Raw genomic sequence first — 13,020 nt, forward strand, 5'->3', positions numbered from 1 at the left:
ATGTCCGCACTGCCTCGGAACGTACCCACCAGTACCGAACTGCGCGAAGTGCGATGGCTGCGCAGCAGCCGCAGCACCGGAATGAACAACTGCGTGGAGACGGCCCGTCCCGGGTCCGGCCGCTGGGCCGGTCTGGTGGCCGTACGCGACTCCAAGAACACGGCGGGGCCCGCCCTGCTGTTCGACCCCGACGCCTGGGAGGGATTCATCACCACGCTGCGGTGACCACCACCGGCAGCGTGCGCACTTCCGCTTGCGGCGACGCTCGGCCGGGACGCCGACTCACGGTCGCGTATCGCCGATGATCCCCACGGCTCGGTCGATCTGCCCCTGTGTGAGATCCGCGCGGGCGGTCAACCGCAGCCTTGAGACGCCGTCGGGCACGGACGGTGGGCGGAAACAGCCGACGGCGAGACCCGCCGCCCGGCAGTCCGCCGCCCACCGGACCGCCTGATCCGGCGACGGCGCGCGTACGGACACCACGGCGGCGTCGGGCCGCACCGCTTCATGGCCCGACGCCGTCAGCCGTGTGTGCAGCTCCCGCGCCACCTCCCGGGCCCGCGCCGCCCGTTCCGGCTCGCGGCGCAGCAGCCGCAGCGCGGCGAGCGCCGCGCCGGTGGCGGCCGGGGCGAGGCCCGTGTCGAAGATGAACGTGCGGGCCGCGTTGACCAGGTGGTCGATGACCTTCGCCGGGCCGAGGACGGCGCCGCCCTGGCTGCCCAGCGACTTGGACAGGGTGACCGTCACGACCACGTCGGGGTCGCCCGCGAGCCCGGCCGCGTGCGCCGCGCCCCGGCCCCCGTCGCCCAGCACACCGAGCCCGTGGGCGTCGTCGACGACGAGCCCGGCGCCGTACTCCCGGCAGACGGCGGCGAGGGCGGCCAGCGGGGCGGCGTCGCCGTCCACGGAGAAGACGGTGTCGGAGACGGCGACGGCGGGCGCCCCGCCGCCCGTGCCCAGCGCCTTGCGGACCGCCTCCGGGTCGGCGTGGGCGACGACCTGGGTGGTGCCCCGGGCCAGTCGGCAGCCGTCGATGAGGGAGGCGTGGTTGCCCGCGTCGGAGACGATCAGGGAGCCGTGCGGGGCGAGCGCGGTGACGGCGGCGAGGTTGGCGGCGTAGCCGGAGGAGAAGACGAGGGCGGCCTCGAAGCCGCAGAAGTCGGCCAGTTCCCGTTCCAGTTCGCCGTGGAGCTCGGTGGTGCCGGTGACGAGCCGGGAGCCGGTGGCCCCGCCGCCCCACCGGCGCGCGGCCTCGGCGGCGCCCTCGGTGATCTCGGGGTGCCGGGCCAGACCGAGGTAGTCGTTGCTCGCGAGGTCCAGCAGCGGCGAGTCGGCGGGGCGGGGCCGCAGGGTCCGTACGAGCCCGGCCCGGCGGCGCGCCGAGGCCTGCTCGTCGATCCAGCCGAACGCCATGGGTCCTCCGGGGTGGTGTGGGCACCCCGGCGCGCCGGGCCGTCGTGGACGGTCCCGGTGGGGGCTTTTGTAGGCAGTGCACAGACACTAACGGCAGGACCGGCCGCCCACGATGTGGTGATACCCACACGCCGATCCCACTCTGTTGTCCGAACTCTCCTTGGCCGGGAGCGGTCCCGTAGGACAGGATCGGCTCTCATGGACCTGCTGAACACGCTGGTGGACAAGGGGCTGCGGCGCGAGCCGCTGAGCCGTGCCGAGGCGCTCGCCGTCCTCGGCACCTCCGACGACGAGCTGTTGGACGTGGTGGCCGCGGCCGGGAAGGTGCGCCGGCACTGGTACGGGCGCCGGGTGAAACTGAACTATCTGGTCAACCTCAAGTCCGGGCTCTGCCCCGAGGACTGCTCCTACTGCTCCCAGCGGCTCGGCTCCACCGCCGGCATCCTCAAGTACAGCTGGCTCAAGCCCGACGAGGCGTCCAAGGCCGCGGCGGCCGGGCTCGCCGGGGGTGCCAAGCGGGTCTGTCTGGTGGCGTCCGGGCGCGGTCCGACCGACCGGGACGTGGCCCGGGTCTCCGACACGATCAGGACGATCAAGGACCAGAACGAGGGCGTCGAGGTCTGCGCGTGTCTGGGCCTGCTCTCCGACGGACAGGCGGAACGGCTGCGTGAGGCGGGCGCGGACGCCTACAACCACAACCTGAACACGTCCGAGGCGACCTACGGCGAGATCACGACCACCCACACCTACGCCGACCGGGTGGACACCGTGCAGAAGGCGCACGCCGCCGGTCTGTCGGCGTGCTCCGGGCTGATCGCGGGCATGGGCGAGAGCGACGAGGACCTGGTCGACGTGGTCTTCTCGCTGCGCGAACTGGACCCGGACTCGGTGCCGGTGAACTTCCTGATCCCGTTCGAGGGCACTCCGCTGGCCAAGGAGTGGAACCTCACCCCGCAGCGCTGTCTGCGCATCCTGGCGATGGTCCGGTTCGTCTGCCCGGACAGCGAGGTGCGGATCGCGGGCGGCCGGGAGGTCCACCTCCGCACGATGCAGCCGCTCGCCCTACACCTGGCCAACTCCATCTTCCTCGGCGACTACCTCACCAGCGAGGGCCAGGCGGGGAAGGCCGACCTGGAGATGATCGCGGACGCCGGCTTCGAGGTGGAGGGCACCGACCAGGTGACCCTGCCGGAGCACCGGGCGCACGTCGCCGCCGGTGGGGGTTGCGGGTCGCGGGAGAGCGCCGGGTGCGGGTCGCACGCCGAGGGCGGCTGCGGGTCGCACGCGGGCGCGGGTTGCGGGTCGCACGCGGGGGGCGGGGTGTGCGGTTCCGCCGCCGAGGCCCCGGCCGCCGAGACCTCGGCCGGAGAGGCCCGTACGGATCTCGTGGCCGTACGCCGTCGGGGTGCCGGCACCGATCTCGCGCCCAATGCCTGATCAGCCCCACCTGACCGTGCCGGAGCTGCTGGAGCTGGACCGGCGGCATGTGTGGCATCCGTACGGGCCCATGCCGGGCCGGCGGGACCCGCTCGTCGTGGAGTCGGCGAGCGGGGTCCGGCTGAGGCTCGCGGACGGCTCGGGCGAGCTGGTCGACGGCATGTCCTCGTGGTGGTCGGCGATCCACGGCTACAACCACCCCGTCCTGAACGAGGCGGTGCGCGAGCAGCTCGGCCGGATGAGTCATGTGATGTTCGGCGGGCTCACCCACGAGCCCGCCGTACGGCTGGCGAAGCACCTGGTCGATCTGTCCCCCGAGGGCCTGGAGCATGTGTTCCTCGCCGACTCGGGGTCGGTCTCCGTCGAGGTCGCGGTCAAGATGTGCCTGCAGTACTGGCGTTCGCTCGGGCGTCCCGGCAAGCAGCGGCTGCTGACCTGGCGCGGCGGCTACCACGGGGACACCTGGCAGCCGATGTCGGTGTGCGACCCCGAGGGCGGGATGCACGAGCTGTGGCAGGGCGTCCTGCCCCGGCAGGTGTTCGTGGACCCGCCGCCGGTGGAGTACGAGGAGGCGTACGCGCAGGAGCTGCGCTCGGCGATCGAACGGCACGCCGACGATCTGGCCGCCGTGATCGTGGAGCCGGTGGTGCAGGGCGCGGGCGGAATGCGGTTCCACTCCCCCGCGTATCTGCGGGTGCTGCGCGAGGCGTGCGACGCGCACGACGTGCTGCTGGTGTTCGACGAGATCGCGACCGGGTTCGGGCGCACGGGCGCGCTGTTCGCGGCCGACCACGCGGCGGTGACGCCGGATGTGATGTGTGTCGGCAAGGCGTTGACCGGCGGTTATCTGACGATGGCGGCGGCGCTGTGCACCGCCCGGGTGGCCGACGGGATCTCCCGGGGCGAGGTGCCGGTGCTGGCCCATGGGCCCACCTTCATGGGCAACCCGCTGGCCGCGGCCGTCGCCTGTGCCTCGATCGAGCTGCTGCTCGGTCAGGACTGGCTCGCCGAGGTCAAGCGCGTCGAGACGGGGCTGCGCGACGGGCTCGCGCCGGCGCGCGAGGTCCCGGGGGTGAAGGACGTGCGCGTCCTCGGCGCGATCGGTGTGGTGCAGCTCGACCACCCGGTGGACATGGAGGCGGCGACGGCGGCCGCGGTCCGCGAGGGCGTGTGGTTGCGGCCCTTCCGGGATCTCGTCTACACGATGCCGCCGTACGTCACGGGCGACGAGGACGTGGCGCGGATCGCGCGCGCGGTGTGCGCGGCCGTGCGGGAGGGATGACATGACGGTCCTGGTGATCACGGGGACGGGCACGGAGGTCGGCAAGACGGTCGTCACGGCGGCCGTCGCGGCGGCGGCCGTCGCTGCCGGGCGGTCCGTGGCCGTGCTCAAGCCCGCGCAGACGGGTGTACGGCCGGACGAGCGCGGCGACGCGGACGAGGTGGCCCGGCTCGCGGGGACCGTGACGGCGCGTGAGCTCGCGCGCTATCCCGAGCCCCTGGCCCCGGGGACCGCGGCCCGGCGGTCCGGGCTGCCGCCCGTGCACCCCGAGGACGTCGCCGAGGCGGCGGCCAAGCTGGCCGTCGACCACGATCTGGTCCTGGTCGAGGGCGCGGGCGGCCTCCTCGTCCGGTTCGACGAGGCGGGCGGCACCCTGGCGGACACGGCACGGCTGCTCGCGGCGCCGGTCCTGCTGGTCGCCCCGGCCGGGCTGGGCACGCTGAACACGACCGAGCTGACGGCCCGCGAACTCGCCGCGCGGGAGCTGGAGCTGGCGGGCGTCGTCATCGGCAGCTGGCCCGGTTCGCCGGACCTGGCGTGCCGCTGCAACCTGGCGGACCTGCCGGTGGTGGCGAACGCTCCGCTGCTGGGGGCGGTGCCCGCGGGGGCGGGGGCGTTGGCCCCGGCCGACTTCCGCGTGGCGTCCACGGGTTGGCTGGCGCCGCGGTTGGGCGGCGCGTGGGACGCCGCCGCTTTCACGGCGGCGCAGGGTTCCGCCGACGTCTGAGGCCGACCGCGCGCCCCGTCAGGGGCGCGGCTGTCACGGCGCCGACTGCTCACCCAGCAACCGCACCAACTCGATCCGCGACCTGATCCCCAACCGCGAGAACACCCCCCGCAGATGGTGGTCGATCGTGCGCGGGCTCAGCAGCAGCCGCGCGGCGATCTCCCGGTTGGTGGCGCCCTCCGCCGCCATGCGGGCGATCATCAGCTGCTGGGCGGTGAGGCGGGCGGCGAGATCCTCGGTGCCGGGCGCGGCGGGGGCGCGCTCCCCGAGGGCCCGGAGCTCCGCACGGGCCTGGGCCGCGCAGTGCGGTGAGCCGAAGTGGTCGAAGGCCTCCAGCGCGCTGTGCAGCCGGTCGCGGGCCTCGGTGCGGTTGCGGAGCCGCCGCAGGGCGCTGCCGAACAGGAGTTCCGTACGGGCGCGTTCGAAGTCACGGGTGCCGGAGGCGTGCAGGTCGAGCGCGGTGCGGTAGTGCTCGACGGCCTCCTCCCCGGTCGCGAGGAGGGCCCGGCAGCGGGCGCTGAGGGCGAGGTCGTCGGCGCTGCGGACGGTGCGGGCCCAGCGGTCGTAGTCGGCGTGCGCGGCGACGGCCACCCGGGTCTCGCCGGTACGGACGGCGGCCTCGACGTAGTGCGGGGTGGCGAGGTGCCGGATGGCGCGGTGGCCGTGTCCGGGGCCGAACCCGGCGAGGGCGCGGAGCCGGGCGGCCGAGGCGGCGTACCGGCCGGTGCTCAGGTCGAGGAAGGCGAGGGCGAAGATGGCGAGCGCGGCGGGCAGTCCGAGGCCGCGCTCCAGGGCGTAGGCGCGGGCGGACTCGGCGCGCTCCCGGCACACCTGCTCGTCGCCGGTGACGGCGGCGAACATCGCGAGGGCGGCCTGCAGATGGCAGGCGCCGTTGTCCTGCCCGGTGGCGTGCGCCTGGCGCAGGGCGTCCAGGGCGGCGGCCTCGGCGGCCTTGGGGCGTCCGGTCCAGAACTCGGCGTAGGCCCGGAACTCCATGGCCTGCGGCACGGTCACCGTCTCGCCGCGGGCCCGTGCGGAGGCGGCGGCGCGGGCGGTGGCGGTGAAGGCACGGGTGTGGTCGCCGAGGAGGAGGGCGGCGATCCCGGAGTGGATGAGCTGGGTGGGGTCGCCGCCGGGACCGCAACGGTCGGCGGCGGCTTCGAGGACGTCACGGGCGTCGTCGTAGCGTCCCTCGAACGCGGCGGCGAGTGCGCCGAGGGTGCTGGGCGGGAGGATGCCGAGTCCGTCGGCGACGGCGGCGGCCTCCCGGCAGCGGCGGAGGTCCCCGGTGTAGATGGCCGCCTCGGTGGCTCGTGCGAGCAGGTGTGCGGCACGGTCCGGGGTGGGGGCGCCGACGTGCCGGACGGCGGCGGTGAGCAGGGCGTCGAAGGCCTCGGCGGCGTTTCCGGCGCGCAGGGCGAGCAGTCCGCCGAGGGCGTCGTCGTCGGTGGCGGCGACGAGCCGGCGGGCCCGGTCGCCGTCGCCGGACTGCCAGGCCTCGGCGGCGGCCTGGGCGAGCAGGGGCGCGCGTTCGGCCGGTTCGGGGGTGAGGCCGGCGGCGCGTTCGGCGAGGGCGGAGGCGAGGGTGGGGTCGCCGATGGCACGTGCCACCCGTGCCGCGAGCCGGAGTTCGGCGGCGAGCCGGCGGCTGGGTCCGAGGGCGGCGGCGGCCCGGTGCCAGGAGCGGCCGGGTCTCTCGCCCTCGCCGCTGAGCACGGCGGCGAGGAGGCGGTGGGCCTCGCGCCGGTCGGCCATGGACGCCGACTCGTAGACGGCGATCCGGGTCCAGGCGTCCCGGAAGACGATGCCCTGGGCGGTGGTGTGGGCGAGGCCCGCCGCCTCCGCCGCATCGAGGGGGCGGGTGTCGAGGCCGGCGGCGGTGACGGCGCGCGCGTAGGCGTGGGTCGGCACCGGGTACTCGTCGGCGGCGGCGAGGAGCAGCAGGAAGCGGGTGTCGTCGGGCAGGGCCCGTACCTCCCGCCGGTGGGTGCGCAGCAGGGCGGGGGCCAGCGTCAGGGGCTCGGCGGGCAGCGGGTCGAGGCCCGTGAGCTGGCGCCGGGTCAGGGCCGCGGCGAGTTCCGCGGCGGCCCGTGGGTCACCGTGGGCGGCGTGCAGCAGCCGTACGCGCACGCCTTCGGACAGCGTGGGCACGGGGGCCGACGCTGTGTCCGGGCTCGACCACACGTTCATGGGGGGCGGTGGCGAGCGATGCGGAAGTCGTGGGGGGTTCACCGGAGTCACCACGCTCATCACGTTACTGGCGGGTTAACCGGCCAGTAAAGACCGGCGATTTCGCCGATGCGGCGCGCGTAGACCCCGCTGACACTCCTGACGAACCCCACCCGTTTCAGGAGGCACCATGCATCGCCGCATGCGCCGTATCGCCACGGCCCTCGCGACCGTGACCAGCACGCTCCTTGTGTCGCTCTCCTTCTCTGCGTCCTCCGCCCAGGCCGCCACCCACAACCCGGTCGTCTTCGTGCACGGACTGAGCAGTTCGTCCAGCAGCTGGGACGACTGGATCGCGTACTTCAAGGCCGACGGCTACACGTCCTCCGAGCTGTACTCCTGGTCCTACGACTGGGGCCAGTCGAACGCCACCACGGCGGCCCAGCTGAAGACCAAGATCGACAGTGTGCGCGCCTCGACGGGCGCCGCGAAGGTCGACGTGGTCGTGCATTCCATGGGCGCGCTCAGCTCCCGCTACTACCTGAAGAACCTCGGCGGGACGTCGTCCGTGGACGACTTCGTCTCCGCGGCCGGGGTGAACCACGGGACGACCGTCGCCGGTTGGTGCCGGTGGCTCTACACGTCCTGTTCGGAGATGTACACCGGCAGTTCGTTCCTGACGTCGCTCAACTCCGGTGACGAGACGCCGGGCAGTGTGTCGTACGCCAGCTACTGGTCCAACTGCGACGACGCGCTCACCCCGGACACCACCGCGATCCTCAGCGGCGCGACGAACGTGGAGGTCGGCTGTGTCTCGCACAACGAGATGAACAACGACCACGGCGTGTACGAGCAGGTCCGGGACTTCATCGCCTGACCGGGCGCCCGGCGCACGGGCCGCCGGCGCGTCGCACCGCGCTCCCCCCACACCCGTCGCACAGTCGTTCCCCACGGCTGTGCGACGGGTGAGCCGGTGCTTCCCGGGGGACAATCGCGGTATCTGCCGTCCTCTTCGGGAGGTCCTCATGGCCCGCGCCCGCACCGCGAAGGACGCCGTCCACCACCCCCTCTTCGCCCGGTTCTACGCCAGACTCAGCGTGTCGGCGGAGCCGAGGATCGGGCCGCTGCGCGACGAGTTGCTCGCCGGGCTCTCGGGGCGGGTGATCGAGATCGGCGCCGGGAACGGTCTGAACTTCGCGCGCTACCCGGGCACGGTCTCGGAGGTGGTGGCGATCGAACCGGAGCACTCCCTGCGGCGGTTGGCCCTGGAGTCCGCCCTGCGCGCCGAGGTTCCGGTGGACGTGGTGCCGGGCGCGGCGGAGGCGCTGCCGGTCAAGAGCGAGGCGTTCGACGCGGCCGTGGTGTCCCTGGTGCTGTGCAGTGTGCGGGACGTGCGGCGTTCGCTGAACGAGGTGCGGCGGGTGCTGCGCCCCGGAGGCGAGCTGCGGTTCTTCGAGCACGGCCGGGGCGGCGGACGGACGATGCGGACGGCCCAGCGGGTGCTGGACGGCTCGGTGTGGCCGCTGCTGTTCGGCGGCTGCCATGTGTCCCGCGACCCGGTCGCCGTGATCCGCGCCGCCGGCTTCGAGACCGGCCCGGTCCGGGAGGTCCTGGTGCCGGAGCAGGGGCCGAGGCTGCCCAGTTCCTACTGTGTGCTGGGCCGGGCGAGGCGGCCCCGTTCGGCCTGGCCCACCGGCCTCACAGACTCCACTGGCGCAGCTCCCGGGTGATGTCGTGCACGCTCGCCTCGCCGCTCTTGACCAGCCGGGCCAGTTCGCGCACCTGCTCGGCGGTGGTGACGACCTTGACACCGCTGGCCACCAGATAGCCGTAGGCGACGGCGGAGGCGAACAGCGCGTTGGAGCGCTCCAGTGCCGGGACGTGCAGCAGGAGTTGGAGGAGGGCGGCGGCGCGCGCGTGCGGGGTGTCGTACACGGCGACGTCGAAGATCTGGGCCTCGTGCCGGGCGACGGCCGCGACGAGGGCGCCCCAGTCGGTGACCTGGGGGTCTCCGGGTGTCTTGCGTTCGGCGACCATCAGGAGCCAGGCGAGGTCGATGCGGAGCTGACTCAAGGGATCAGCGACGTCCCTCGTGCCGGTCCTCGCGACGGAGTTCACGCCGGCCTTCGGGTTCGGTGCCGAACTCCTCGGCGAAGACCGCCTCGTACTGCTTCATGAAGTCGGCGGCGGACTCGACGAAGGTATGGCCCGCTTCGCCGGTGTCCTGCCGGACCAGCTCCTCGATGTACCGGTTCACACTCATCCCGCGCTCCAGGGCTCGTTCACGGGCGGCCCGGGCCGTGTCCTCATCCACCCGTACGTTCAGCTGGGTCTTGGCCATGCTTCGACGCTAGCGCCGGAGTGCTAGCGGAGGCAAGGGCACCGGTACGGGCACCGCTCCCGAGGGCCCCCTAGGGGCACAGTTTCGGTGCCCCTTACATCGATATCGGGAACCCGACCTGCGGCGGAGACGGTCTCGGACTTCGGAAGGATTTCGACTGTGCCCCGCGTCACACTAGGCTCGGCCGGGAACGCCCGGAATTCGAACTGGTTCGAGCCTGGAGGCCGTTTTGTCCACTGCTGCCGCTGAGCACCCCCTCGGCCGCGCGGAAGCCGACGGCATCGCCGCCCGCGCCCGGGCCCTGACGAAGGCGTACGGCTCGGGCGAGACGACGGTGCTCGCCCTCGACTCGGTCGACGTGGACATCGCACGCGGCCGGTTCACCGCGGTCATGGGCCCCTCGGGCTCGGGGAAGTCCACGCTGATGCACTGCCTGGCGGGGCTCGACACCGTCTCGGCCGGACAGGTGTGGCTCGGGGACACCGAGATCACCGGGCTGAAGGAGCGTGATCTGACACGGCTGCGCCGGGACCGGATCGGCTTCATGTTCCAGTCCTTCAATCTGATCCCCACACTGAACGCGGCCGAGAACATCACCCTGCCGATGGACATCGCGGGCAAGAAGCCCGACGAGAAGTGGCTGGACCAGGTCATCGACACCCTCGGGCTGCGGGACCGGCTGGGGCACCGGCCCTCGCAGCTCTCCGGCGGCCAGCAGCAGCGCGTCGCCTGCGCCCGCGCGCTCGCCTCCCGGCCCGAGCTGATCTTCGCCGACGAACCGACCGGCAACCTCGACTCCCGTGCCGGGCTCGAAGTGCTCGGCTTCCTGCGCGAGGCGGTCGACCAGCTGGGCCAGACGGTCGTCATGGTCACCCACGACCCGGGCGCCGCCGCCCACTCCGACCTGGTGCTCTTCCTCGCGGACGGGCGGATCGTGGACCGGATGGAGCGGCCGTCGGCGGACGCGGTGCTGGAGCGCATGAAGCGGTTCGACACGATCCGGGCGACCTTCGGACCGGAGGGCGCCCCGGCCCCCGCCGCCACCGACCTCGACAAGGACTGACACCGTGCTCAAGGCGACCCTGCGGAGTTTCCTCGCGCACAAGGGGCGGCTGCTGCTCTCGGCGCTCGCGGTCGTGCTGTCCGTGGCGTTCGTCTCGGGCAGCCTGATCTTCTCGGACACGGTCACCCGTACCTTCGACCGGCTCTTCGCCTCCACCTCGGCCGATGTGACCGTGGGCCCCAAGGACGACGACCTGTCCGGGCAGCTGCCGACCGGTGCCGTCGAGACCGTCCCCGCCTCGCTCGCCCAGCGGGTCGCGGGCATCGACGGCGTCGCGGACACCCATGTCGACGCGGCCGTCGAGAACGTCACGGTCGTCGACAGCGAGAACGAGTCGGTGGGGCCCACGACCGGCGCCCCCACCATCGCCACCAACTGGTACCTCACCGACCGCAGCCCGGTGAAGCTGACCAGCGGACACGCACCCGAGGGCCCCGGTCAGGCACTGCTCGACGCGGACACCGCGAAGAACAAGGACGTGAAGATCGGCGACACCCTGACGGTGCTCGCCCAGCCGGGCTCCTTCAAGGTCGAGGTCGTCGGCATCGCCACCTTCACCACCACCAACCCCGGCGCCGCGCTGGTCTTCCTCGACACCCGGGCCGCGCAGACCGAACTGCTGGGCGACCCCGACGCCGCCACCACCATCTCGGTGACCGCCGAGCCGGGTGTCGGCGACGACGTGCTCAAGCGGCGGATCGCCGACGAGCTGGGACCGACGGCGTACGACTACCAGACGGCCGACGAACAGGCCGAGTCCGCCGCCGCCTCGCTCGGCGGATTCCTCGACGTCATCAAGTACGTGATGCTGGGATTCGCCGGTATCGCCACGCTCGTGGGCGTCTTCCTCATCGTCAACACCTTCTCCATGCTGATCGCCCAACGCACCCGTGAACTGGGCCTGTTGCGGGCGCTGGGCGCCGACCGGCGGCAGGTGCGGCGGTCGGTGCTCACCGAGGCGGCGCTCCTCGGCCTGGTCGGGTCGACGGCCGGCCTCGCCGTGGGCATCGCCCTGGCCTTCGGGCTGATCGAGCTGATGGGCGCCTTCGGCATGAACCTCAGCTCGGCCGAGATGGTGATCGGCGTGGGCACGCCGATCGCGGCCTACGTCGTCGGGCTCGGCGTCACCTTCGTGGCGGCCTATCTGCCGGCCCGGCGGGCGTCGACCGTGTCGCCGATGGCGGCGCTCTCCGACGCCGAGATCGCCGGGGTGGGACGGCCGCTGAAGGTGCGCGCGATCGTCGGCGCCGTGGTCGGGGCGGCCGGTGCCGCCGCGCTCGTGGGGTGCGCGGTGTCCTCGGACACCGGCTCGGCGGCCTCCCTGCTCGGCCTCGGCGTGGTCCTCACGCTCGTCGCCACGGTCATCGCGGGACCGCTGCTGGTCCGGCCGGTGATCCGGGTCCTCGGCGGCGCCTTCCCCGCGCTGTTCGGTTCCGTCGGCCGGATGAGCCAGCGCAACGCCCTGCGCAACCCGCGCCGGACCGGGGCCACCGCCGCCGCGCTGATGGTGGGGATCGCGCTGGTCGGCGGGATGTCCGTGGCCAGCGCGTCGATGACCAAGTCCTTCGACGACGAGATCGACAAGACCCTCGGCGCCGACTTCGTCATCCAGAACCAGAACTTCATGCCGTTCCCGCAGGAGGTCACCGCCAAGGTCCGCGCCACGGACGGCGCCGGACTCGTCGTACGGCAGCGTTTCACGCCGGTCGAGGTGCGACTGCCGGACGGCGACCGGGTCGAGACGACCGCCGCCGCCTACGACCCGCGGCTCGACGAGGTCGCCAACGTCACCTACGCCCAGGGCGACAGCGCCGCCGCACTGGCGGACGGCGCCCTCGCGATGGACGTGGACTTCGCCCGCGAGCACGACGTGAAGGTGGGCAGCACGATCCCCGTGCGGTTCCCGGCCGGGAAGAACGCCGAGCTGAAGGTCGGCGCGCTCACCGACCAGGACACCGCCGACGGCTTCGGGATGCAGGGCGGGATCTACTTCGGGACGGGCACCATCGAGAAGTACGTGCCCGACGGCCAGGACTCGTCGCTGTACGTGAACGCCGGGTCCGGCGTCGGCGCCGACGAGCTGCGCGCGAACCTGGACCGGACACTGGAGGCGTATCCGCAGGTGCAGGTCCGCGACCAGGCCGACTACAAGGAGCTGATCCGGGGCCAGATCGCCGTACTCCTCTATCTGGTCTACGCGTTGCTCGGGCTGGCGATCGTGATCGCGGTGCTCGGCGTGGTCAACACCCTCGCCCTGTCGGTCGTCGAGCGGACCCGGGAGATCGGGCTGCTGCGCGCGATCGGGCTGGCCCGGCGGCAGCTGCGCCGGATGATCCGGCTGGAGTCGGTGATGATCGCCGTGTTCGGGGCGGTCCTCGGCCTCGCGCTGGGCCTGGTCTGGGGCGTGTGTGTGCAGCAGGTGCTGGCGCTGCAGGGCATGAAGGCGCTGGCGATCCCGTGGGGCACGGTCGTCGCCGTGGTGATCGGCTCGGCGGTGGTGGGTGTCGTCGCGGCCCTGCTGCCCGCGCTGCGCGCCTCGCGGATGAACGTGCTGGCGGCCATCGCGCACGAGTGAGACGGCCTCGCGC

Annotated in this window: 12 protein-coding genes; 8 read left to right on the plus strand and 4 right to left on the minus strand. The window is 73.2% G+C overall.

What is annotated here, in order from left to right:
* The gene (locus J8M51_RS10685) at positions 1-225 is read left to right on the plus strand and encodes a DUF397 domain-containing protein (RefSeq protein ID WP_086755568.1); all 225 of its coding nucleotides are present in this window, start codon (positions 1-3) and stop codon (positions 223-225) included.
* 57 nt (positions 226-282) lie between these two features.
* On the opposite strand, the gene J8M51_RS10690 is transcribed toward J8M51_RS10685, so the two are convergent.
* The gene (locus tag J8M51_RS10690; RefSeq protein ID WP_086755569.1) at positions 283-1,413 is read right to left on the minus strand and encodes an 8-amino-7-oxononanoate synthase; all 1,131 of its coding nucleotides are present in this window, start codon (positions 1,411-1,413) and stop codon (positions 283-285) included.
* A gap of 198 nt (positions 1,414-1,611) precedes the next feature.
* On the opposite strand from J8M51_RS10690, the gene bioB reads away from it, so the two are divergent.
* The 3 genes from bioB to bioD are packed head-to-tail and all read left to right on the plus strand — an operon-like array spanning position 1,612 to position 4,859.
* Positions 1,612-2,850 (plus strand): biotin synthase BioB, encoded by a 1,239-nt coding sequence (gene bioB, locus J8M51_RS10695; RefSeq protein ID WP_086755570.1) that lies wholly within the window; start codon positions 1,612-1,614, stop codon positions 2,848-2,850.
* On the plus strand, positions 2,843-4,132 hold the full coding sequence (locus J8M51_RS10700) for an adenosylmethionine--8-amino-7-oxononanoate transaminase (protein ID WP_086755571.1): 1,290 nt from the start codon (positions 2,843-2,845) through the stop codon (positions 4,130-4,132). Before bioB ends, J8M51_RS10700 begins: the two co-directional genes overlap by 8 nt.
* 1 nt (position 4,133) lies before the next feature.
* Positions 4,134-4,859: a dethiobiotin synthase gene (bioD, locus tag J8M51_RS10705; RefSeq protein ID WP_086755572.1), complete on the plus strand. Its 726-nt coding sequence runs from the start codon at positions 4,134-4,136 to the stop codon at positions 4,857-4,859.
* A gap of 33 nt (positions 4,860-4,892) precedes the next feature.
* Here the strand turns inward: bioD and J8M51_RS10710 are convergent, their stop codons facing one another.
* Positions 4,893-7,049: a helix-turn-helix transcriptional regulator gene (locus tag J8M51_RS10710; protein WP_256964560.1), complete on the minus strand. Its 2,157-nt coding sequence runs from the start codon at positions 7,047-7,049 to the stop codon at positions 4,893-4,895.
* Between the two features lie 169 nt (positions 7,050-7,218).
* Between J8M51_RS10710 and J8M51_RS10715 the strand changes: the two genes are divergently transcribed.
* Positions 7,219-7,905 carry an esterase/lipase family protein gene (locus tag J8M51_RS10715; protein WP_086755573.1) on the plus strand — a complete coding sequence of 229 codons (687 nt, stop codon included), beginning with the start codon at positions 7,219-7,221 and terminating at the stop codon, positions 7,903-7,905.
* A gap of 148 nt (positions 7,906-8,053) precedes the next feature.
* Positions 8,054-8,758, plus strand: coding sequence for a class I SAM-dependent methyltransferase (locus J8M51_RS10720; protein ID WP_086755574.1), 705 nt, complete (start codon positions 8,054-8,056; stop codon positions 8,756-8,758).
* On the opposite strand, the gene J8M51_RS10725 is transcribed toward J8M51_RS10720, so the two are convergent.
* Entirely contained in the window at positions 8,727-9,101 is a 375-nt protein-coding gene (locus tag J8M51_RS10725) for a fic family toxin-antitoxin system, toxin component (RefSeq protein ID WP_086755575.1), read from the minus strand. The two genes, J8M51_RS10720 and J8M51_RS10725, sit on opposite strands and share 32 nt — an antisense overlap.
* A 4-nt stretch (positions 9,102-9,105) precedes the next feature.
* A complete protein-coding gene (locus tag J8M51_RS10730; protein ID WP_086755576.1) occupies positions 9,106-9,369 on the minus strand; it encodes a toxin-antitoxin system HicB family antitoxin in 264 nt (87 codons plus the stop codon).
* Between the two features lie 229 nt (positions 9,370-9,598).
* On the opposite strand from J8M51_RS10730, the gene J8M51_RS10735 reads away from it, so the two are divergent.
* Both J8M51_RS10735 and J8M51_RS10740 read left to right on the plus strand, forming a co-directional pair.
* Positions 9,599-10,432, plus strand: coding sequence for an ABC transporter ATP-binding protein (locus J8M51_RS10735; RefSeq protein WP_086755577.1), 834 nt, complete (start codon positions 9,599-9,601; stop codon positions 10,430-10,432).
* A 4-nt stretch (positions 10,433-10,436) separates the two neighbouring features.
* Entirely contained in the window at positions 10,437-13,007 is a 2,571-nt protein-coding gene (locus J8M51_RS10740) for an ABC transporter permease (RefSeq protein WP_267299136.1), read from the plus strand.
* The last annotated feature ends 13 nt before the right edge of the window (positions 13,008-13,020 follow it).

Origin of the sequence: Streptomyces griseiscabiei (assembly GCF_020010925.1) — a bacterium.
In the GTDB taxonomy this organism is placed as follows: domain Bacteria; phylum Actinomycetota; class Actinomycetes; order Streptomycetales; family Streptomycetaceae; genus Streptomyces; species Streptomyces griseiscabiei.

Coding starts and splice junctions, on each gene's coding strand:
- J8M51_RS10720 (WP_086755574.1), top strand. CDS start 8,054: ATGGCCCGCGCCCGCACCGCGAAGGACGCCGTCCACCACCCCCTCTTC.
- J8M51_RS10685 (WP_086755568.1), top strand. CDS start 1: ATGTCCGCACTGCCTCGGAACGTACCCACCAGTACCGAACTGCGCGAA.
- bioB (WP_086755570.1), top strand. CDS start 1,612: ATGGACCTGCTGAACACGCTGGTGGACAAGGGGCTGCGGCGCGAGCCG.
- J8M51_RS10700 (WP_086755571.1), top strand. CDS start 2,843: ATGCCTGATCAGCCCCACCTGACCGTGCCGGAGCTGCTGGAGCTGGAC.
- J8M51_RS10690 (WP_086755569.1), bottom strand. CDS start 1,413: ATGGCGTTCGGCTGGATCGACGAGCAGGCCTCGGCGCGCCGCCGGGCC.
- J8M51_RS10715 (WP_086755573.1), top strand. CDS start 7,219: ATGCATCGCCGCATGCGCCGTATCGCCACGGCCCTCGCGACCGTGACC.
- bioD (WP_086755572.1), top strand. CDS start 4,134: ATGACGGTCCTGGTGATCACGGGGACGGGCACGGAGGTCGGCAAGACG.
- J8M51_RS10730 (WP_086755576.1), bottom strand. CDS start 9,369: ATGGCCAAGACCCAGCTGAACGTACGGGTGGATGAGGACACGGCCCGG.
- J8M51_RS10710 (WP_256964560.1), bottom strand. CDS start 7,049: ATGAACGTGTGGTCGAGCCCGGACACAGCGTCGGCCCCCGTGCCCACG.